The organism is Streptomyces sp. NBC_00582 (assembly GCF_036345155.1).
Lineage (GTDB): Bacteria > Actinomycetota > Actinomycetes > Streptomycetales > Streptomycetaceae > Streptomyces.
On the sequence record NZ_CP107772.1, the window covers coordinates 5531701 to 5551558 of the forward strand.

The window sequence follows — 19858 nt, forward strand, 5'->3', positions numbered from 1 at the left end:
CACGGCCCCGGGTGCGTACGGCAGTACGACGGTACGGCGACAAGGCGGTACGGGTACTGCGGTGGAGCGGGGTCGGTCAGGCGTCGGACGTCGTACGGCGGCGGCCGGCGAGCACGCCGTACGCCACTCCGGCGGCGCCGACGACGATGCCGACCACGCCGAGCACACGGGCGGTGGTGTCGCTCCCGCCGGAGGAGTCGTCGGCGGCCTCGGTGGTGGCGGAGGCGGCCTTGGCGTCCTCGGACTCGTCGGAGGCGTCCTCGGCGGTCGCGCCGCCGTGATGGTCGTCCTCGGAGGCGGCGGACAGGGCGAGCACGGGCGCCGGGTTCTCCGGCTCCTCGGCGCCGTCCTCCTGGACCTCGATCCAGCGCACGACCTCGCCGCCCGAGTAGGTCTGGACGGCCTTGAAGACCAGTTCGTCCGTGTCCTCGGGCAGGGCGCCCATGGAGACCGGGAACCGCTGGATGTAGCCGGGTTCGATGCCCTTGCCGTCGGCGGTCCAGGTGACCTTGGAGACCGCCTCGTTGATCTTCTGGCCGTGCACCTCGAGCGGCTTGGCGAGCTTGGTCCTGGTGACCGTGGCCTTCCAGCCGGCGATCTTCTCCGGCATCACGGAGGCCAGCGGGTGGTCGGTCGGGAAGCTGACCTCGAGCTTGGTGGTCGAGGCGTCGTCCCGCTCGTTGGGGACGCGGAAGTTGACCAGGGCGTAGCCGCCCTTGGCGGCCGTGCCGTCCGGCTGCACGCTGACGTGGGCGAACGCGGGCGAGGACAGCACGAGGACGGCGGAACCGGCGACGGCAGCGGCGGCGGCGATACGAGAGGCCTGCATGATGACGAGCACTCCACTGTGAGTGAGGTCCGATGGTGGGAGGCGTACGCGACGGGCCGGCCGGGACCGGCGAAAGCGCGCACACGCGCGTGCCGCACGACGGCGGCCACCTCCCACGGAGTGTCGGAGTGCTGGTCGCGTCGCGTCAGGCAGCGAGGACGAGAACGGACTCGGTGGGCGGGCCGCGCCGGATCACCGTGTGCTGGAGTGCGGTGGTACGGGGCCGAGGGGGCGTGAGAAGCGCGGTGCGCGCGGTGCACGGACCCGTTCCCAGGGTGGTCGGCAGCCCCGCGAGCAGGGCACGCACCAGCGCGAGCGCCCCGCGCAGGGACCGTACGAGCGCCCCCTCGGCGACCCCGTGCGCCGACAGTTCGATCAGCCGCCGCACGGCGGAGTCGCCGCGCCGCAGCAGCCAACCGGCGGCGAGGGCCGCGAGGAGATGTCCGAGCACCATGGGCAACGACGGCAGCAGGGACATGGACGAGCCGACGCCGGACAGGGCGTCGGCCGGATGGTGCATGGACCCCATGCCGCCCATCCCGCTCATCGCGGCCGCGTCCGTACCGCCGGTGCCGCTGGAGAGCCGCGCGTCGACGAGGATCTTCTGGGCCTGCGCCGGACTGATCGCCGCCGCCGTCGCCCCGCACACCAGCCGGGCCGCCCGCGCGACGAGTTCGGCGTCGGACGCCGACATCGTGCCGGTGGTGGAGGCGGCGGCGGCGGTGGCCTGCCCGAGGCCGAACAGCGTGTGCAGCACGGTCTGTCCGACGGCGAGCAGCGCCACGACGCCCGGCAGCGAGCGCTCGCGCCCGGCGAGCGGCACCACGACCGCGAGGGCGCCCAGGAACCCGGCGCCCAGCGTCCACAGCGGGAGGGAGGCGCAGGAGGCCATGGTGTGCCCCGCGGCGGCCAGCACGACACAGACCGCGGTGAAGACCGCGGCCCGCAGCAGGCGGACCTCGTGGGGGGCAGTCATGGCGGGCTCATCATCGCACTGGCCTCACGGCCGCCATACGCCAGGTCCGCAAGACGCGGTACGGCTCCCTGTGATCCGGAAGATCACCTTCTGGAAAGACTGATACGACTGATGCCCCCTGCGTCCCACATACACCGATTCTTGTCATCCGTGCATCCCCCATATGGGCGGCATCACGCGGAATTCGCGCTTACATACCCGCCCGGGCGGCAATACGTATCGGTATGTCGAGCCGCGGCCAGGAGGCTGGAGCATGAGCATCTGGTGGTCACTCCATCTGCGGCGCGAAGCCGCGAGTGTTCCGCTCGCCCGCCGTCTGCTGCTCGGCACGATGGAGACGGCCGGGGTCGATCCCGACGTGAGCTACGACCTCTCGGTCGCGCTGAGCGAGGCCTGTGCGAACGCCGTCGAGCACGGCGGCGAGTACGCGCGCGGCGGCCCTTCGGAGGCCTACCGCGTCACCGCGTACCTCGACGGCGAGAAGTGCCGGATCGAGGTCGCCGACTCAGGCCCCGGCTTCACCGGCGAGCGCCCCGCGCCCGCGCCGGTCCGCATGAGCGCGGACGCCGAACAGGGCAGAGGCCTCTTCCTCATCCAAGAGCTCGCCGACCACGTCCACATCGGCAACACGCCGGGACGCGGCGGGGCGGTGGTCAGCTTCGACAAGATCCTCAAGTGGCGCAAGGACGCCCCGTTGATGGCCGTATGACGTCTCCTCAGATTTCCTGCGCGGCACGGAACTTAAGGTTCCTCAGCACTCACAGGCTCCCCTCAGCGTTCTTCCAGCCCGCTGATGGACTGCGTTCCTAATTTCCTGGTCATGACGGGAAACCACAAAGACACCAGCATCACCCGGCGCCGCGCTCTCGTGGTGACGGGTGGCACGGTCGCGGCCGGCGGACTCGCCGTCGCGGGCTACCAGTCGGCGTTCGCCGACACCACCACGGACACCGGGACGACCGCGGACGCCACCGCGACCGGCAGCGAGTGCATGACGCTGATGAGCAGCGTCACGGAAGGGCCCTACTACCTCGACGGTGCCTTGGTGCGCAAGGACATCACCGAGGGCAAGAGCGGCGTACCGCTGACCCTGCGGCTCACGGTCGTCGACGCCACCGACGGCTGTACCCCGGTCAAGGGCGCCGCCGTCGAGATCTGGCACTGCGACGCCTGGGGCTACTACTCCGGCTACACCACCGCCAACCCCGGCGGCTCGGCCCCCGCCGAGAGCGAGGACGGCTCCACCGCCAACGACGGCACCTATCTGCGCGGTTACCAGATCGCCAACGCCAACGGGGTCGTCAAGTTCGAGACGATCTTCCCCGGCTGGTACACGCCCCGCACCTGCCACATCCACGTCAAGGTGCACACCGGCGGCGAGAAGGAGGACGGCACCTACGAGGGCGGCAAGGTCAACTACACCGGCCAGCTCTTCTTCGACGACACGATCGCCGAGGAGATCTTCACCCTGGAGCCGTACTCGAAGCACTCCGGCAGCTACACCACCCTCGACAACGACATGGTGTACGACGGCGGCGGCGCCTCCAGCGGCCTGCTGACCCTCAAGGCCGTCCACAAGACGGACCCCTCCAAGGGCTACAAGGGGTTCCTGACCCTCGGCATCGACCCGGACGCCGAGAACACCGGTGCCGGCAGCGGAGGGGGCGGCGGCACCCCGCCGAGCGACGCCCCCACGGGCACCCCGCCGAGCGACGCGCCCACCGACTCCGCCACCACGTCCTCGTAGGGCGGGGTCATGACCAGCCGTGAGGACGACGTGCTCGCGCAGGCCGCCGTGGCCGCGCTGACCGGTCAGCTCGCCCTGGCTCCCAAGCCGGGCCTGCCCGACCCCCGTGACCTGGACGCCCGTGTCACCCGCAGGGACCACTGCGGGCTGCGCTGGTCGGCCAAGGCGCTCGCACCTGGCCTTGCGGCGATGGCCGCCGCCGCCCGCCGCACCGGCGAACCCACCCCCCGGCTCCGCGCGGAGCTCGGCGCCATAGGCCGCTGCACCGAACACTCGGTGGGTCTGGCGGGCGGCGGACACCGGGGAGCCCTGTGGACGCTGGGACTGCTGGTCGCCGCGGCCGCCCTCAACCCCCGCGCGCGGGGAGCCGAGGTCGCCCAGGCAGCCAAGCGGATCGCCGCGCACCCCGACCGGGGCGCACCACGGCGGCCGTCGCGTGGTTCGACGGTCTCGGCGAAGTACGGCGCGGCAGGCGCCCGGGGCGAGGCACGCGCCGGGTTCCCTCATGTACGGCGGGCACTGGACGCCCTGGCCAAGGCACGCTCCGCCGGCGCGGGCGAGGCCGAGGCCCGGCTGGACGCCCTGCTCACCGTGATGTCCACCCTCCAGGACTCCGAACTCCTGTACACGGCCGGTCCCTTGGGCCTACGCCACGTCCAGGCGGGCGCCCGAGGAGTCCTGGAGGCGGGCGGCACGCACACGGACGGGGGCCGAGAGGCCCTGACGTCCTTCGACGCGGACCTCCACGAACGGGGCTGGAGCCCGAGAGGAAGCGCAGGGCTGCTGGCCGGGGCCCTGTTCGTGGACTCCTTGCCGAACGTGACAGCCACCCCCTAAGGGCGTGGGGAACCGCGCGGCAAGCCCCCACGCACCCGCACACCGCAACGACGGCCGGGCACCCCACCGGGCACCCGGCCATCAGACCCGGCCTCAGCCCTTCAGCGAAGCCATCCAGCTCTCGACGTCGTCGGACCGCCGCGGCAACCCCTCCGACAGATTCCGGTTCCCGGACTCCGTCACCAGGATGTCGTCCTCGATCCGCACCCCGATCCCCCGGTACTCCTCCGGCACGGTCAGATCGTCGGCCTGGAAGTACAGCCCGGGCTCGACGGTCAGGACCATCCCCGGCTCCAGCGTCCCGTCCACGTACGACTCCACCCGCGCGGCAGCGCAGTCGTGGACGTCCATGCCGAGCATGTGCCCGGTCCCGTGCAGCGTCCAGCGCCGCTGAAGCCCCAGCTCCAGCACCCGCTCCACCGGCCCCTCGACCAGCCCCCACTCGACGAGCCTCTCGGCCAGCACCCGCTGCGCCGCGTCATGGAAGTCGCGGTACTTCGCCCCCGGCACGACCGCCGCGATACCGGCCTCCTGGGCCTCGTACACCGCGTCGTAGATCTTCTTCTGGATCTCGGTGTACCGCCCGCCGACCGGCAGCGTGCGCGTGACGTCCGCGGTGTAGTACGTGTGCGTCTCGACGCCCGCGTCCAGCAGCAGCAGATCGCCCGAGCGCACGGGCCCGTCGTTGCGGACCCAGTGCAGCGTGCACGCGTGCGGCCCGGCCGCGGCGATCGTGCCGTACCCGACGTCGTTGCCCTCGACGCGCGCACGGAGGAAGAACGTCCCCTCGATGTACCGCTCGCTGGTGGCCTCGGCCTTGTCCAGGACCCGTACGACGTCCTCGAAGCCGCGCACGGTGGAGTCGACGGCCTTCTGCAGCTCGCCGATCTCGAACGCGTCCTTCACCAGTCGCGCCTCGGACAGGAAGACCCGCAGCTCCTCGTCGCGCTCGCCGGTGACCTTGTCGGTCAGGGCGGCCTCGATCCCGGCGTCGTACCCGCGGACGACCCGCACCGGCCCGGTGGCCTCGCGCAGGCTGCCGGCGAGCTCACGCACATCGGCGGCCGGGATGCCGTACAGCTTCTCCGCCTCGCTCAGCGAGTGACGCCGGCCGACCCACAGCTCGCCCTGGCCGGAGAGCCAGAACTCGCCGTTCTCCCGGTCGGAGCGCGGCAGCAGATAGATCGTCGCCTCGTGGCCCTCGCCCTTGGGCTCCAGGACCAGGACGCCGTCCTCGGTCTGGTTTCCGGTGAGGTACGCGTACTCGACGGAGGCGCGGAACGGGTAGTCCGTGTCGTTGGACCGGGTCTTCAGCCCGCCCGCGGGGATCACCAGGCGCTCGCCGGGGAAACGCGCGGAGAGCGCGGCGCGCCGGGCGGCGGTCTCGGCGGCCTGGGCGATCGGCTCCAGGTCGCGCAGTTCCGTGTCGGCCCAGCCGGACTTCATGTTCTCGGCGAGCTCGTCGGACACGCCCGGGTACAGGCCGTTCTTGCGCTGCTTGATGGGCTCCTCTTCGGCAGTCTCCGGGGTCTCCGTGAGTTCCTCTGCCACGGTCATCCTCCTCGATACGGCACTGGACCCCGTCCATCGTACGGTCGGACGTAAGGGGACCCGCAGGGAAGAGACCTCGTACGGCCGCTACTCGAAGCGCGCCGCCAGCAGGACCACGTCCTCCTCGCTGTCCTGCTCGGCCAGACCGTCGGGGAGGACCGTGCGCAGCACGTGGTCGGCGACCGCGCCGGGGTCGCCCCGCAGGGGCTTCGGCACCCCGGCGGCGGCCGCGTGCAGCCGGGCGAAGGCGCGGTCGACGGGGTCGCCGGTCCGGTGCAGGAGACCGTCGGTGTAGAGCAGAACCGTCTCGCCCGGCTCCGGATCCAGCTCCACGCTCGGCGCCTCCCAGCAGGTCAGCATGCCCAGCGGAGCGGAGACGGAGGTCTCCACGAACTCCGTGCGCCGCTCTCCGACGAGCAGCGGCGGGCAGTGTCCTGCCCCGGCCAGGGTGATCTTGCGCAGCGAGGGTTCGCAGTAGGCGAACAGGGCGGTGGCGGAGCGGGCGGGCTCGGTCAGCCGCAGCAGCAGCTCCAGGTCGGACAGGACGGCGACCGGGTCCTCGCCCTCCATCACGGCGTACGCCCGCAGGGAGGCGCGCAGCCGGCCCATCGCGGCGATCGCGCTCGGCCCGGAGCCGGTGACCGATCCGACGGCGAGGCCGAGTGCGGCGTCCGGCAGGGGCAGCGCGTCGTACCAGTCGCCGCCGCCGCGCGGGCCGCTGCTGCGGCGGGCCGCGAGCTGGACGCCGGGCACCCTGGGCAGCCGGGACGGCAGGAGTTCCTCGGCCATGGTGGCCATGGACGCGCGGGTGCGCTCGACCTCGACGAGCCGGGCCAGGTGCTCGGCGGCGGTGCGGACGTACAGACCGATCAGATGGCGCTGGCGCTCACGGGGCTCGGCGGGCTCGTCGTAGAGCCAGACGGCGGCGCCGACGCGGCCCTCGGGGCCCCCGGCGACCAGGGGCAGGGCGTAGCTGGCGGCGTAGCCGAGACGGGCGGCCACCTCGCGGTGGCGGGGGTCGAGGCCGTCCTCGGCGAACAGGTCGGGCTCGGCGATCTCGCCGTCGGCGCCCGGCAGCCCGTCGAGGATCCGGCCGTAGGAGATGGCGCTGCGGGGCACGGTCTCGATGTGGCCGAGGTCCGCGCGGCCGAGCCCGAGGCCGATGGTGGTGTCGGGGCCGAGGCCGCTGGCCGGCTCCAGGACGACGAGACCGCGTCGGGCGCCCACGAGGGCGGCTCCGGCGCGCAGCAGTTCGGTCAGGGCGTCGCCGAGTGCGTCCGTGCGGGCCAGACGTTCGGTCAGTTCATGGAGGGTCGTGAGATCGGAGACCCAGCCGGCGAGCCGGTCCGTCAGCAGGGCGCCCGGGTCGGCGGGGGACGACGGGGCGTCCGGGGAGGCGTGCGCGGGCGCGACAGTGTGTGCGGGCGCGGGAACCGTTGAATCGATTCCAGCCACTTTCGGAGCGTGAGGGGCGTTCATGGCGTCCGGCTCTCGGACCGGAGCATATTGCTCAAAAGCATCGCAAACCCCCATGTCAATCTGCGCCGCTAGCAGTGTCTCCACATGTACACGCACTCGTGAGGGGATGTCCAGCATTGTCCTGCTGGGATTAGTGGTGTCCATGAGGCCTTTGGGGGGAATCGGACATGGTTCTTCCGACCCCCTTGTCGAATAGCAAAAATGGCTTAAAACTGACTCGGGTTACGGTTGTTTGCGGTCGACTGGCCTTGCTCCACGGAGCGTCACAGCGGTCGTGATGGGTACGTACTCGGTAAGGACCAGGGGTCGTCGGGGGCCACCCGGAACCTGGTGACCGAACCGAGCGTCATAGCCACCGACGACCGTGCCCCATCCTCCCGTGGCGGAGGCCGAGAGAAATACGGCGAGCGGTAAAACGCCAGACTTCGCCACCCCACGCCACGCCAGTCTTTAGATGGACGCAAGTCGGCGGAGCGGTCGCGGAAGCGGCCGGAGCTCGGCCCCCAGGGGTTCCCCTTGTCGAGGACAGGGGTGTGATGCGCCAACAGGTACGCCCAGTGAAGTGATCGACACATGGTGTGATGTGGCCCACGGTGTTGCCAGCGGTGCAACGGAAAGGAACGAGCGCTCATGCGCGAGATCCTCGGAAGGCGACGCAGGCTCCTGTCCCAGTCCAGCGACAAGGCGCCTGAGCTGATCGACGCGGCTCTGACCTTCGCGACGGAGTGGCAGTGGCCCGTCCTCCCCGGAGTTTCGGCCGACCCTCGCGGCACCTCGCGGTGCGGCTGCCCCGACCCGGAGTGTGTGCTGCCCGGCGCCCATCCCTTCGACCCCGGCCTGCTCGCGGCCACCACCGACGCCCGCATGGTGCGCTGGTGGTGGACCAACCGGCCGGCCGCGCCGATCGTCCTCGCGACCGGGGGCCAGGCCCCGTGCGCGGTCAGCCTCCCCGCACTCGCCGCCTCCCGCGCGCTCGTGGCGCTGGACCGGCAGGGCATGCGGCTCGGCCCGGTGGTCGCCTCGCCCACCCGCTGGGCGATCCTGGTGCGCCCCTACTCCATGGAGCAGCTCGGCGAACTGCTGTACGCCAAGGACTTCGTCCCCGGCTCCCTGCGCTTCCACAGCGAGGGCGGCTATCTCGCCCTGCCGCCCTCCGAGACCGGCCGCGGCGACATCCGCTGGGAGCGCGCGCCGCTGCCCGGTTCGGCCTCCCCCTGGGTGCCCGATGTCGAGGCCGTGGTGGACGCGGTCGTGGACGCCCTCACTCGTACGGGTGTGAGCGCGCCCGAGTTGTAGGGGTGTCGGGCGCGCGCCGACCGGGGCGCCCGGGTTCGCCCCCTATCTTCCCCCTATGAACCTTCGTCTTCTCGCCCTCGGCGGAGCCGTGGCCTGCGCGGTCACCCTGCCCCTGGCCATGGCTTCGGCGGGGCAGGGCGGAGACGAAGGGCACTCCGCGATGCCCCCGCGGACCCTCTTCGGTGGCGATACGGACCCGAAGGCGCCCTCCGCCGTCCCGGCCCCGCCCCCGTCCGCCCCCTCCTCCCCGCTGCTGCTCGGCCTGGGCCTGGCCACCGCCGCCCGCTGCGGGCCCGCGCTCACCTCGCCCGAGGGGGTGGAGGCGCAGACCTGCGTCATGACCCAGGGCGAGGACACCTGGGCGCGCACCTACTACCGCAATGCCACGGGACGGGCCCTGGACGCCGTCCTGAGCCTCATGGGGCCCGAGGGGCGTGCGGTGCAGATGCGCTGTGCCGTCGGCGCCGAGGACGAGCCGGAGACCTGCGAGACGCCCCGTGAGCGGACGCGGGGCGGTCAGGGCGCGTACACCGCCGTGACCGAGTTCTCGGCGGCCGCCGGGGCGGCGGGCGAGGGGCCGCTGCTGCTGCGCTCCGGGAGCAACTCCACCATGGACGGCGGCAGTTGACGGACAGGTCCGTTCTGCCCGGATCGCGCGGGCATGCAAAGACCCGGTTGCTGGCGACGGGGGATGCACCAGCAACCGGGCTATTGGAACGGTAACAAGAGATCGGCTCCAGGCAAATTCGATCTCTTGTTTTCATCGGGCTTTCGGACACCCGCCGATCGGCTTTATCTGGCGCCGACTCCCCTTGCGCACACGGGAGTTGTGAGCGGAGTCACGCCTTCCGCCCGTTCGGCCCGGCTGACCGACCGGTCAGCCGGACCCCTGTGCGGCGGCCGTGTATCAGCTCAGCGTCACCTGACGGTTGGTGAGCCCGCCGCGTGCCCGGCGCTCCTCGGGAGTCAGCGGATCCTGTGACGCCAGGGCGCCCGCGAGCCGCTCCGCGAACTCGGCGGCCGGCTTCTCCACGTCGTCCGCCGAGACCCCGCTCGGCAGGTCCCAGACCGGCACCGTCAGGCCGTGCGCCCGGAAGGAGCCCACCAGACGCGTGCCCTCGCCGAGGCTGGAACGCCCCGCCGCGTGCAGCCGCGCGAGAGCGTCCAGGAGCTGCTCCTCCGGGTGCGGCATGACCCACCGCAGATGGTTCTTGTCCGGCGTCTCGCACCAGTACGCGGCGTCCACACCGGTCAGCTTCACCGTCGGGATCGCCGCCGCGTTCGCTCGCTCCAGGGAGGCGGACACGTCCGGGGAGGCGTTCTCCGGGTCCGGCACCCAGAACTCGAAACCGTCGTGCACAACTGGCTCGAACGCGCCTTCGGCGTCGAGCAGGTCCTGCATCCGGGGACCGTCCGCCGGGGCACGCCGGGCCTGCACGGGAGTACCCGGCTTGGCCTCGAGGGCCCGCTGGAGGGTGTCCGCCAGGTCACGGCTGATGTCGCCGGACGGCGTGTCGTTCTGCAGGCCGAGCAGCACCGAGCCGTCGTCGCGGCGCAGGGCGGGCCACGCCATCGGCAGGACCGTGGCGAGCGTGACCGAGGGCACGCCCTCGGGCAGACCGTCCTTCAGCGGCAGCTCGACCGTGGCGGCCGGCACCAGTTCCCGCAGCGCCACCCAGTCGCACTCGCCCGGCAACCCCTCGAAGGGCCGCTGCACCAGCTCGGTCACGGCATGCGCCGCGGCCCGGCCGTGACAGGCCTTGTAGCGGCGGCCGCTGCCGCACGGGCAGGGTTCCCGGGCGCCGACGACCGGGACCTCCCCGTCCGTGAGCTGCGGCCGGCCGGCCTTCGTCTGGGGTCGCTTCTTGGCCACTGGGTGTCTCCCGGGTACGGCTCGTCTGGTACGGGCGGAGCCTAGCCGCTCGCACCCGAGACCACGGGAACCTGTGGACAACGCGGCGGTTGTGGACGACGCGGGTTGGTTCTCCAGAGGGCCGGGCTGGGGTCAGTCCAGGTCGTCGAACGCGTCGGCGAAGCCCAGTCCGGGCATCGACGACACCGAGGGCGCGCCGACCCGCGACGCGAAGTCGTCGCGGCGACAGCCGGCGTCGGGGTCGAAGGCGTCGGCGTGGACCAGGACCCACACCGTGACCTCGCCGCGGGCGTCGTCCCGTACACCCCAGTCGTCGGACAGGGCCGAGATGATGTTCAGCCCCCGCCCGCCGTGCGCCGTGACGGAGGGGGTGGCGGGCGAGGGCCGGGTCGGGCCTCCGCCGTCGGTCACCTCGACGACCAGCCGGCCGCCCGGATCGACCCGCCATGCGGCCCGCACGTCGCCGTCCCCGGCCAGGGCGTCACCCAGGGGCCGACCGTGTTTGCACGCGTTGCTCAAAAGTTCGGAAAGGATCAGTACGGCATCGTCGATGACCGTCTCCGACACCCCACCGCTGCGCAGCTGATCGCGCATACGGTGTCGCGCCTCCCCCACGCCCGCAGGGCCATGGGGTACGGCCATGCTCGACGACGTGGGCACCTCCTGTGCCACCACCAACGCCACCCCCGAGACCTCCTTCGCCCCACGCCACGGTGTGGATGCCCCATTGGCCTGTACCGGAAACCGGCCAATCCATGTCCTCAGACGCATTCGCAACGATCGAACACGGAGCGAACGCGCCGGAGCACTCCCCGTGAGCACATGGCTGAATTTCGACGGAGTGGCCGATTTGGAGGATGAGGGAGGGTTGGCGTGGGGTCAAGGGGACGTGAGGTATCTGTGAGGTGTGAGTGACCTGCGGGACGTCAGAGACCACTCGGTGCGAGCGCTCAGCGCCCCAGCCGGTGCAGCACCGCGCGCGGGCGGTTGGTGATGATCGCGTCGATGCCCAGCTCGACACAGAGGTCCACGTCCTCCGGCTCGTTGACCGTCCACACGTGCACCTGGTGACCGGCCTGCTTCAGACGTTCGACGTACACCGGGTGATTGCGCACGATCCGGATCGAGGGCCCCGCTATCCCCACCCCCAGGGGCAGCCGCCCGTCGCGCAGCCGGGGCGAGACGAACTGCGACAGATAGACGGTCGGCAGCGTCGGCGCCGCCGCACGCACGCGATGCAGCGACCGCGCCGAGAAGCTCATGACGCGCACCGGCGACTCGGCCGCCGAGCCCGGCGCCTCCAGACCGAACCGCTTCAGCAGCGTCAGCAGCCGCTCCTCGACCTGCCCGGCCCACCGCGTCGGATGCTTCGTCTCGATGGCAAGCTCCACCCGGCGGCCGGCGTCGGAGACCAGCTCCAGCAGCCGCTCCAGGGTCAGCACGGACGTCTCCTCGCGGTCCTCCGGCCGGACCTCCCAGTCCGGGTCCTCCACGCGCGCGTGCCAGGCCTCCCGCGCCTCCCTCGTCTTCCAGGAACCGAAGTCCAGCGCCGCGAGATCGGCGAGCTCCAGCGCGGAGACGGCTCCGCGCCCGTTGGACGTACGGTTGACTCGTCGGTCGTGCACGCAGACGAGATGTCCGTCCGCGGTCAGCCGTACATCGCACTCGAGGGCGTCCGCACCGTCCTCGATCGCCTTCTTGTACGCGGCCAGGGTGTGCTCGGGGGCCTCCTCGGAGGCTCCGCGGTGAGCGACGACTTGAATGTGGTGCTGCCGTGCGTGGGTCACCGCGTCATGGTGCCACCGTACGCATCTGAGAACAGTCTGAGATGTTTCGAAGATGCGCACTTAGTGCACGGAACGTCCCTTATAAAGAATGCCCACGGACCCACAGCCAGCGCTTATGGTGCTCTGACGGCCCGTGGGAAAAGCTGAGCAGTACGAAAGCACACGCACAGCTACCGCCGCGCCGGGTCGACGACAAGCGTGAACGGGCGAGACCTAGTGCGACCGACGACAACAGCCGTGGATCGAGGAGAAGAGCTGTGAGCACCGAGAACGAGGGCACGAACGAGGGCACCCCGGTCCCCCCGGCGCCGTCCGCACCCCCCGTGCCGGTGGAGTCTTCCTCGGCCGCCGCCCCCCAGCCGCCCGCGCCGGACGCCGGCGCCCCCACCACACCGCTCCCGCCGACCCCGCCCGCGGCCGCCCCGGCGGCCCCCGTGGGTGACTGGCCGCCGCCCACCGCCCCGCAGCCGGCACCGACCGCCCCCGAGGGCGACTGGCCCCCGCCGACCGCCCCCCAAGGCGCCCCCGCCGCTCCCGCGCCGGCCACGGCCGCGACGGACGGCTGGCAGAACCCGCCCGCCACCCCCCTCTACGCCGAAGCCGGCGCCGGCACGCACGCGTACGGCGAGGCCAACGCGGCCGGAGTGGGCGGCGCCGGCACGCACGCGTACGGCGAGGCCAACGCGGCCGGCGTGGGCGGCGCCGGAGGCGCGGGCGCGGGCGGAGCCGACGGCCTCGCCTGGGGCGCCTCGTACCAGCAGCCCGCGCCCAAGTCCGGGCGTGGCGGCCGGGGCGGGCTCGTCGCCGCGGTCCTCGTCGCCGCGCTCGTCGCGGGCGGCCTGGGCGGCGGACTCGGCTACACCCTCGCCAAGAACGACGACAACACGGGCTCGACGACCGTCTCGGCCGCCACCAGCGGTGGCGACGTGAAGCGCGCGGCGGGCTCGGTCGCGGCCGTGGCCCAAACGGCCCTGCCCTCCACGGTCACCATCGAGGCCGAGTCCAGCAACGGCGAGGGCGGCACCGGCACCGGGTTCGTCTTCGACACCCAGGGCCACATCGTCACCAACAACCACGTCGTCGCGGACGCCGTCGACGGCGGCAAGGTGACGGCCACCTTCCCGAACGGCAAGAAGTACGACGCCGAGGTCGTCGGCCACGCCCAGGGCTACGACGTCGCCGTCATCAAGCTGAAGAACGCCCCGTCGGACCTCAAGCCGCTCACCCTCGGCGACTCCGACAAGGTCGCGGTCGGCGACTCGACGATCGCCATCGGCGCCCCCTTCGGCCTCTCCAACACGGTGACCACGGGCATCATCAGCGCCAAGAACCGCCCGGTGGCCTCCTCGGACGGCAGCGGCAGTTCCTCGTCCTACATGAGCGCCCTGCAGACCGACGCGTCGATCAACCCGGGCAACTCCGGCGGCCCGCTGCTCGACGCCCAGGGCAACGTCATCGGCATCAACTCCGCGATCCAGTCCACCGGCAGCGGCGGACTGGGCGGCACCGCCCAGTCCGGCTCGATCGGCCTCGGCTTCGCCATCCCGATCAACCAGGCCAAGTACGTCGCCCAGCAGCTGATCAAGACCGGTGAGCCGGTGTACGCGAAGATCGGCGCGTCCGTCTCCCTGGAGGACTCCGGCAACGGCGCGAAGATCACCGACCAGGGCTCGGGCGGCGCCTCCGCCGTCGAGTCGGGCGGCCCCGCCGCCAAGGCCGGCCTCAAGCCCGGCGACGTCATCACCAAGCTCGACGACACGGTGATCGACTCCGGCCCGACCCTCATCGGCGAGATCTGGACCCACCAGCCCGGCGACAAGGTCACGATCACCTACGAGCGCGACGGCAAGACCCATACCGTCGAACTCACCCTCGGCTCCCGCACGGGCGACAACTGAGCGCACGCGCGCGTACCTCCCCGGCTCAGCACCGACTGACCCCCACGCGCGCGTGTCCACCCGTTACCCTTATCCCCGCGCCGCCGATCAAGCGGCGCGGGGAGACGTGCCCGAGCGGCCTAAGGGAACGGTCTTGAAAACCGTCGTGGCAGCGATGTCACCGTGGGTTCAAATCCCACCGTCTCCGCGCAGGTCATAGATGTTGCAGGTCAGAAGGGGTGCCTCTCGCTGAGGGGCACCCCTTCCGCATGGGCCCTGTCTCACTCCGATCCGGCTATGTCGCGTTGTGGATCACTGCGTGTGGACCAGGCGTGGACCACTGCCCGGCGGAAAGAGGGCCATATATCTGCTGGTCAGTGGCACTTTCGTGGTCCGGAGCGTGGACCGTGACCGAGCGTGGCCGCCGGAACGCCGGGCAGCATGACAGTCCCTACGTGTAATCAATTGGTAACTTTGAGTAGTGAGGGGGGCTCGAACCTCAGTAAAGGGACGACATGAGCGACCAGGAAGTCATCTTCTACACCCGAACCAACCTCTCGGGCGACGCCCACCCCTACAGGGTCGGAGCCGACGAAAACCTGTACCCGGGCCAGCTCAACGACAGGTTCAAGTCCGTCAAGGTCGGCACGAAGGCCAAGATCCTGGCCTGGCAGCACGCCAACCAGACCGGCAAGTACCGAGAATGGGACCTCGACCAGGCGGACATCTCCGACATCGGCGGGCTGACCCGGTTCAAGGTCGTCGACAGCACCACTCTGCCCATCGCGGTCCGGCTCGAAGACCTCACCGGCGCACCGGACGGGCGGTTCAGCCTGAAGATTGACTCCTACGACGTGGGGACCATCATCGTCCACTCCGGCGACCCCGAGTACGGCCTTGTTGGCGTCATGCCAGAAGACGGCCCGCCGGTCACCACCGCCATCTACGTCCGCAACGAGCAGAGCGGCGAATACGTCGCCACAGGCGCCATCCACTTCGTCTGGAACGCCGGCACCAAGTCGATCGACGTTGCCGACGCCACGAACTTCCCCGAGAACATGGAGTACTCGCGGGACGGCCGCAACCGGTTCATCTTCAAGCTCAAGTCCGTCTAGCCGCCACCGGCACCAGGGCCGGAGATCTCGTGTTCCGGCCCAGGGGGCGTGACGGCGAAACGCGGTCCAGAAACACGAGGAGGCGCCATCCTCACCCACTGTGGCGTGAGGATGGCGCCTGCCGTGCGGACAAAGCCAGAGCGAGACGCCCGCGTGGCGCAGAGAGCACGGCACGTCAGCCAGTGGTGAGCGGTACGCGGAGTATTCATCAAGACGGACAGGCCTTGCATGCGGTACGAACGCGGCGAAGTCGATCTCAGACATCAACAACGTCGGCCAACGTGCCAGATGCGTGCCAGATCATGCGGGGAACCACGGGGAATCGCGGGGCACAGCTCGTCGGCCAAGCGGACCCCGTAGCCGCTCAGCCGCAGGTCAGCCAAGCTACCGCCCGTCGGAGACCCAGGCTTCCCAAGCTGAGGGCGCCCGCCGCCAGCCCAGGCTCCTCGAAGAGTCAGTGAAGGTCCCGCCAGAAGGGGGCCGTCGCTCGCGGGTTCCAGCTGTCGTCGACCTCGCCCCGCGCCTCGTCGAACTCCTGGTGCATGTAGTCGGCCAGGTCCAGGCCGTAATAGATGATGTCGGTCTGCCACATCGAGAGCACCGGATGCCCGAAGCTTCCTCGGCCGGCAGGCAGGTATCGGTGGGCATACACGGGCACCATCACCGGCGACTCCGCCAGATGACGCCGCGCCGTATCCAGTGCCGCCGTTGCGTCGGCTGGACGCTCACCCCAACCCTCGTACCAGAACGCGTTGTGCTCAACGTCGAGCAGAACACCCTCGACCGGCCAGTCGAGCTGTCGACGCAAGCTGTCCAAATCACCGCCGCGCCACTCCGGCCAGGGCCTGGACCAGGTCTGCCCGTCCTCGGTAGGGACGTTGATCGGTAGCCCGGCCGCAAGGAATGCTCGGTGATCGTCCGCGAACTCGAAGCCGTACTCGCGCTCGATGCGCGTGAACTCGGCCTCCGTCAGCCCCGCCTCGAACTCATAGAGGCCCGTCTGTGCCAGGCGATGTGCGGCCTCGGCACCCAGCCGTACTCCCTCATTGCTGATCACCGCCGCACGCTAGCGCCGACCGCAGCCAACCGTCACCCCAGTTATGCGCGCGCTCCGTCTCAGTTTCCGTCTCGTTCAGCCCCGTTCACGGCCGTTCAGGCGAGACCGCGAGTCGGCTGCAACCCACGAGCGGGCCGCCCATGAACGCAGGTGAACGCCCCTGCACGCGCCCCAACACCCCACCACCACAGTTGGAAAGCGTGCACTGCGACGGCACTGTCGGTGCCTGGGCTTACGGTCCAGGTATGGCAATCAGACCATCAGCACGTTGGCGGGCCCGCGTGGACGAAGAGGCGGCCGAGCTCGCTGCTGGGACACGAGCCCTGAGCGATGCCTTCATGTCGGAGCTCTTCCCGGAGTCGCTGCTGGCGGCGACTGATAGGGCGTTGCACGCGTTCGAGTCGGATGTGGCCAAGCTTCGGGACCAGGACGACGAGCAGGTCTTCGAGGTGATCAAGCGTGTTGTCCTGGCGCTGAATGGGATCAACGAGGACCACGACGGCGCCGGCTATGAGACCGAAGAGCGCGAGGAGTTGTGCCTCTACATCGATCAGACCTTGGCGGAGCACGGCATTGACGTCCTTACTCTGGCAGCCAGGCGAGGGATCAGCCGCACCGAGATCACGGATGATTGGCGAGACTGGTAGCTGCTGCTGTACAGCGACGAGCCGCGGGCGACTGGTGAGGACGCGAGTGGGGGAGGTGGACCGACCCGATCCGACGGGTGGCCCAGGCGCTGGAAGAGCCAGTGGACCCTGTGTGGACCACAGCCTCCGTGGATCATTGGTCAGGGGCCGTCGTGTTACGAGGTGCCCGCACGGCACCCTGATTCACCGCAGTTCCCCGATGGGCCGGGCACGGATGGGGCACGACCTTTGGTACGGATCGGCGGCTCAGCTCTCCGGGTCGTACATGATCTCGCGCACTTCCTGGGCGCACCGGCACGCCTCGGCGATCTTCGCAGCCCACATCAGCGCGTCCGCGCGCGACGGGACCTCGATGATCGAGAAGCCGCCGACGACCGCCTTCGTCTCGGGGAACGGTCCGTCCGTGACCGTGCCGTCGGTGGCCACGATGCTCGCCTGCTGACGCTCCACTCCGGCGCCGAAGATCCAGACACCTGCGTCCTTGGCCTCCTGGACCACCCGGTGGGACGCCTCGGCGACCGCAGGGAGGTCCTCCGCGGGGAAGTTCATCGATCCGTCGTCGAACGAGATCAGGTAGCGCGCCATCCTGTCCGCCTCCTTGTCCAGCGGCCACCTGGCCGCCTCGATGCCGCTCTCGGTCAGACGGACTGCGTGTCAGCTTCTCATCGGTCGTCTCGCCCGCTTCACCGCCCCACGCCCGGAGCCCGTCACACCCGTCTTCGCCCCGTGACAGCTGTGTCCCGGCTGTGTGACGCAAGGGCTTGCTGGTCTCCCCTCCGACCAGGGACGTTGTTAGCGTCCCGCCTCGGGTGCGGCCGGCTGGGTCGCCCGTGAACAGGGGGATGTCGCAGATGAAGGTCAACCGGCTCAGACCCGTCGTCGGTGCGTTCATGGCTGTCGCCGCGCTGACCGCCGTACTCACCGGGTGCGAGAAGGGCGGCGACGCCGCGAGTGCGGGCGGGGCCGCCAAGAGTTCCAGCCCCGCTGCCGGTGCCACCGCCGAGCCCGCCGGGTCGGTCGCCACCGGCGCGTCCGCCGGGGCGTCCGCCGGGGCGTCCGCGGGTGGTTCCAAGGGCAAGCCCTCCGCCGTCGCCACGGCCACGGCCACGCCACCGGTCGCCGCCGGATCCGCCTCCGCCTGTGCCGACAAGCCCCCCACCCCCGACGACTACGACCCCGACGAGTTCGCGCTGTTCCGGGTCGAGGAGCTGCCCGCCGACACGGGCAAGGTGAACCTCGTCATCCAGCACGGGGCCTGGGGGTGCCCCGACAAGGACACCGACGGCGCCCCGTTCGTCGTCTCCGGGGAGGACAGCCGCTGGGCGCTGGACCAGGCCGCGTACGTCACCGCCGTCACGCCGATCACCGACAGCACCGAGAACCGGCGCATCGGGGTGCAGGAGCTGATCGACTGGGTCGACGCGCACCCCGACTCCGGGCTGGTCTTCCGGTACGAGACCGGTGACGACGGCGCCATCCACCGGCTGGAGCAGGTCTTCACGCCGTAGGGCGGGACATCCGCGCCGCCGACGCGACCGTCGAGCGAGCCTCGCGTTCCGTGAGGCCGGTGCGGACCGCGGCCGCCACGAGCGCGTCGGTGAGCGCCTCGCCGATGCCGTTCTGGTAGGCCCGGCAGGCCGCCCAGAACAGCCGGGTGTTGCGCTGGCCCTCGTGTGCCGCCAGGACGAACTGGAGCAGTCCTCGGCCGTGGGTGCCTCCTGGCCCGGTGGATGCGCGGCCGGCCGGAGCTCCGGTCCCGGGCGGGGTCTCCCGGGTCCGGGTGGCCCCCGCGGTCAGCAGTCTGACCAGTGCCCGTGGGCAGGGCGCCGGTGCCAGCCGGTCCGTGCCCGGGGCGGTGCGGTACGCCCCGTGGGCCGTGCGGGAACCGGGGCCGACCAGATAGCCGCCGGCGCCCCGGATGTCGATGCCGGGGGCGAGGCGGCCGGCCGAGTTGGGGATCACGACGTCCGGTGGGCCGGTGAGCCAGAGGTGCCGGCCGCCGGACGGGGTGACGACCACCACCGTGGGCGGGATGGTGAAGAGGTGGCGCAGCGCCAGCTCGCGCAGGGCGCCCGTGGCGTCCGTGCCGGACTTGGTGTCCAGGTCGACGCCGATCAGATGGTGCGGGGGCAGACCGCACGCGATGCCGTAGCCGGTGGCCCAGGGGGCGGCGGCGAAGAGCGCGCGGATGCGGGCCGCGTCGGTCGAGGCGTCGTACACCCCGTGGCCGAAACGGCCGCAGGTGCCGTGGCACGGAGGGTCTTCGGGGCGGTGGGGGGAGCGCAGGGCCGGGAGTTTGGTCCGGGACAGGGGGATGACGGCCAGGCCGCGCTCGGCGGCCGACAGGGCGTGGGCGAGGGCCAGGGTGGCGGCCTGCCGGGGGTGCCGGTCCGGACGGCGGTCCGGGTCCCGGGCGCTGTGCCGGTCGATGGTGGCCATGCACCCAGTGTCGTACTGGCGTTCGAAAAAGGGAAGGGCGGGCCGCTGTGACGCGCCCGGGAACCGCAGGGCCGGCCGGACAGTTGGCGGAACGCTTCCTCCCTTGCGGGGCCTGCGGGAGAGCTGTCCGACCTGGCAGGGGTTGGGGTGTCCGGGGCGGGAAAAGCGCGGCCAGGGGTTTATCGACTTGTCATCACGCTTGCGTGCGAATCGGGTCTTCCGAGGTGGTTCCGAGTGATCCGGTGGGCAACTCTGGTCTCGCGACGTCGTCACCGCACCGGCCGGTCGGCCAACCGGCCTGGTGAAAGCCGCAGTTCGAGCCAGCTCAGGGCTTCGTACTGCACAGTC

The 19858-nt window shown here is 71.1% G+C and carries 19 protein-coding genes and 1 tRNA gene; 10 read left to right on the plus strand and 10 right to left on the minus strand.

What is annotated here, in order from left to right:
* Window positions 1–76: 76 nt before the first annotated feature.
* Complete coding sequence (locus OG852_RS24665; protein WP_133911188.1) at window positions 77–829, minus strand: YcnI family copper-binding membrane protein; 753 nt, start codon at window positions 827–829, stop codon at window positions 77–79.
* 145 nt (window positions 830–974) lie between these two features.
* Entirely contained in the window at window positions 975–1805 is an 831-nt protein-coding gene (locus tag OG852_RS24670) for a hypothetical protein (protein WP_133911189.1), read from the minus strand.
* 253 nt (window positions 1806–2058) lie between these two features.
* On the opposite strand from OG852_RS24670, the gene OG852_RS24675 reads away from it, so the two are divergent.
* The 3 genes from OG852_RS24675 to OG852_RS24685 all read left to right on the plus strand — a co-directional run bounded on the left by OG852_RS24675 (window position 2059) and on the right by OG852_RS24685 (window position 4389).
* Window positions 2059–2514, plus strand: coding sequence for an ATP-binding protein (locus tag OG852_RS24675; RefSeq protein WP_133911190.1), 456 nt, complete (start codon window positions 2059–2061; stop codon window positions 2512–2514).
* A gap of 111 nt (window positions 2515–2625) precedes the next feature.
* The gene (locus tag OG852_RS24680) at window positions 2626–3552 is read left to right on the plus strand and encodes an intradiol ring-cleavage dioxygenase (RefSeq protein WP_133911191.1); all 927 of its coding nucleotides are present in this window, start codon (window positions 2626–2628) and stop codon (window positions 3550–3552) included.
* Between the two features lie 9 nt (window positions 3553–3561).
* A complete protein-coding gene (locus OG852_RS24685) occupies window positions 3562–4389 on the plus strand; it encodes a triphosphoribosyl-dephospho-CoA synthase (protein WP_330348973.1) in 828 nt (275 codons plus the stop codon).
* Window positions 4390–4482: 93 nt separating this feature from the next.
* On the opposite strand, the gene OG852_RS24690 is transcribed toward OG852_RS24685, so the two are convergent.
* Entirely contained in the window at window positions 4483–5946 is a 1464-nt protein-coding gene (locus OG852_RS24690) for an aminopeptidase P family protein (protein WP_133911193.1), read from the minus strand.
* A gap of 81 nt (window positions 5947–6027) precedes the next feature.
* Window positions 6028–7536, minus strand: a complete 1509-nt coding sequence (locus OG852_RS24695) for a PP2C family protein-serine/threonine phosphatase (RefSeq protein WP_208117091.1) — start codon at window positions 7534–7536, stop codon at window positions 6028–6030.
* Between the two features lie 513 nt (window positions 7537–8049).
* Between OG852_RS24695 and OG852_RS24700 the strand changes: the two genes are divergently transcribed.
* Together OG852_RS24700 and OG852_RS24705 are read left to right on the plus strand one after the other, a co-directional pair.
* Window positions 8050–8715, plus strand: a complete 666-nt coding sequence (locus OG852_RS24700; protein ID WP_330348974.1) for a bifunctional DNA primase/polymerase — start codon at window positions 8050–8052, stop codon at window positions 8713–8715.
* Window positions 8716–8770: 55 nt separating this feature from the next.
* Window positions 8771–9343: a hypothetical protein gene (locus OG852_RS24705; protein ID WP_133911196.1), complete on the plus strand. Its 573-nt coding sequence runs from the start codon at window positions 8771–8773 to the stop codon at window positions 9341–9343.
* Between the two features lie 279 nt (window positions 9344–9622).
* Here OG852_RS24705 and OG852_RS24710 read toward each other — a convergent pair whose 3' ends face one another.
* The 3 genes from OG852_RS24710 to OG852_RS24720 form a co-directional block, all read right to left on the minus strand.
* Window positions 9623–10588, minus strand: coding sequence for a DUF5926 family protein (locus OG852_RS24710; RefSeq protein ID WP_133911197.1), 966 nt, complete (start codon window positions 10586–10588; stop codon window positions 9623–9625).
* A gap of 132 nt (window positions 10589–10720) precedes the next feature.
* Complete coding sequence (locus OG852_RS24715) at window positions 10721–11359, minus strand: ATP-binding protein (protein ID WP_133911198.1); 639 nt, start codon at window positions 11357–11359, stop codon at window positions 10721–10723.
* Window positions 11360–11538: 179 nt separating this feature from the next.
* On the minus strand, window positions 11539–12375 hold the full coding sequence (locus OG852_RS24720; RefSeq protein WP_133911199.1) for a glycerophosphodiester phosphodiesterase: 837 nt from the start codon (window positions 12373–12375) through the stop codon (window positions 11539–11541).
* A gap of 257 nt (window positions 12376–12632) precedes the next feature.
* Here OG852_RS24720 and OG852_RS24725 point away from each other — a divergent pair, with 257 nt between their 5' ends.
* The 3 genes from OG852_RS24725 (at window position 12633) to OG852_RS24735 (ending at window position 15367) form a co-directional block, all read left to right on the plus strand.
* Entirely contained in the window at window positions 12633–14273 is a 1641-nt protein-coding gene (locus tag OG852_RS24725; RefSeq protein WP_330348975.1) for a S1C family serine protease, read from the plus strand.
* A 100-nt stretch (window positions 14274–14373) separates the two neighbouring features.
* Window positions 14374–14460 (plus strand) — tRNA-Ser (locus OG852_RS24730).
* 307 nt (window positions 14461–14767) lie between these two features.
* Window positions 14768–15367, plus strand: a complete 600-nt coding sequence (locus OG852_RS24735) for a beta/gamma crystallin domain-containing protein (protein ID WP_330348976.1) — start codon at window positions 14768–14770, stop codon at window positions 15365–15367.
* A gap of 454 nt (window positions 15368–15821) precedes the next feature.
* Here the strand turns inward: OG852_RS24735 and OG852_RS24740 are convergent, their stop codons facing one another.
* Window positions 15822–16424 carry a hypothetical protein gene (locus OG852_RS24740; protein ID WP_330348977.1) on the minus strand — a complete coding sequence of 201 codons (603 nt, stop codon included), beginning with the start codon at window positions 16422–16424 and terminating at the stop codon, window positions 15822–15824.
* Between the two features lie 245 nt (window positions 16425–16669).
* Here OG852_RS24740 and OG852_RS24745 point away from each other — a divergent pair, with 245 nt between their 5' ends.
* On the plus strand, window positions 16670–17071 hold the full coding sequence (locus OG852_RS24745) for a hypothetical protein (protein WP_330348978.1): 402 nt from the start codon (window positions 16670–16672) through the stop codon (window positions 17069–17071).
* A 246-nt stretch (window positions 17072–17317) separates the two neighbouring features.
* On the opposite strand, the gene OG852_RS24750 is transcribed toward OG852_RS24745, so the two are convergent.
* Entirely contained in the window at window positions 17318–17656 is a 339-nt protein-coding gene (locus OG852_RS24750) for a YciI family protein (RefSeq protein ID WP_330348979.1), read from the minus strand.
* 257 nt (window positions 17657–17913) lie between these two features.
* On the opposite strand from OG852_RS24750, the gene OG852_RS24755 reads away from it, so the two are divergent.
* Window positions 17914–18579, plus strand: a complete 666-nt coding sequence (locus tag OG852_RS24755; RefSeq protein WP_330348980.1) for a hypothetical protein — start codon at window positions 17914–17916, stop codon at window positions 18577–18579.
* Here OG852_RS24755 and OG852_RS24760 read toward each other — a convergent pair.
* Window positions 18569–19510, minus strand: a complete 942-nt coding sequence (locus tag OG852_RS24760; protein WP_330348981.1) for a bifunctional DNA primase/polymerase — start codon at window positions 19508–19510, stop codon at window positions 18569–18571. The two genes, OG852_RS24755 and OG852_RS24760, sit on opposite strands and share 11 nt — an antisense overlap.
* Window positions 19511–19858 lie beyond the last annotated feature (348 nt).

Coding starts and splice junctions, on each gene's coding strand:
- OG852_RS24665 (WP_133911188.1), bottom strand. CDS start 829: ATGCAGGCCTCTCGTATCGCCGCCGCCGCTGCCGTCGCCGGTTCCGCC.
- OG852_RS24670 (WP_133911189.1), bottom strand. CDS start 1,805: ATGACTGCCCCCCACGAGGTCCGCCTGCTGCGGGCCGCGGTCTTCACC.
- OG852_RS24675 (WP_133911190.1), top strand. CDS start 2,059: ATGAGCATCTGGTGGTCACTCCATCTGCGGCGCGAAGCCGCGAGTGTT.
- OG852_RS24680 (WP_133911191.1), top strand. CDS start 2,626: ATGACGGGAAACCACAAAGACACCAGCATCACCCGGCGCCGCGCTCTC.
- OG852_RS24685 (WP_330348973.1), top strand. CDS start 3,562: ATGACCAGCCGTGAGGACGACGTGCTCGCGCAGGCCGCCGTGGCCGCG.
- OG852_RS24690 (WP_133911193.1), bottom strand. CDS start 5,946: ATGACCGTGGCAGAGGAACTCACGGAGACCCCGGAGACTGCCGAAGAG.
- OG852_RS24695 (WP_208117091.1), bottom strand. CDS start 7,536: ATGCTGGACATCCCCTCACGAGTGCGTGTACATGTGGAGACACTGCTA.
- OG852_RS24700 (WP_330348974.1), top strand. CDS start 8,050: ATGCGCGAGATCCTCGGAAGGCGACGCAGGCTCCTGTCCCAGTCCAGC.
- OG852_RS24705 (WP_133911196.1), top strand. CDS start 8,771: ATGAACCTTCGTCTTCTCGCCCTCGGCGGAGCCGTGGCCTGCGCGGTC.
- OG852_RS24715 (WP_133911198.1), bottom strand. CDS start 11,359: ATGCGTCTGAGGACATGGATTGGCCGGTTTCCGGTACAGGCCAATGGG.
- OG852_RS24735 (WP_330348976.1), top strand. CDS start 14,768: ATGAGCGACCAGGAAGTCATCTTCTACACCCGAACCAACCTCTCGGGC.
- OG852_RS24745 (WP_330348978.1), top strand. CDS start 16,670: ATGGCAATCAGACCATCAGCACGTTGGCGGGCCCGCGTGGACGAAGAG.
- OG852_RS24750 (WP_330348979.1), bottom strand. CDS start 17,656: ATGGCGCGCTACCTGATCTCGTTCGACGACGGATCGATGAACTTCCCC.
- OG852_RS24755 (WP_330348980.1), top strand. CDS start 17,914: ATGTCGCAGATGAAGGTCAACCGGCTCAGACCCGTCGTCGGTGCGTTC.
- OG852_RS24760 (WP_330348981.1), bottom strand. CDS start 19,510: ATGGCCACCATCGACCGGCACAGCGCCCGGGACCCGGACCGCCGTCCG.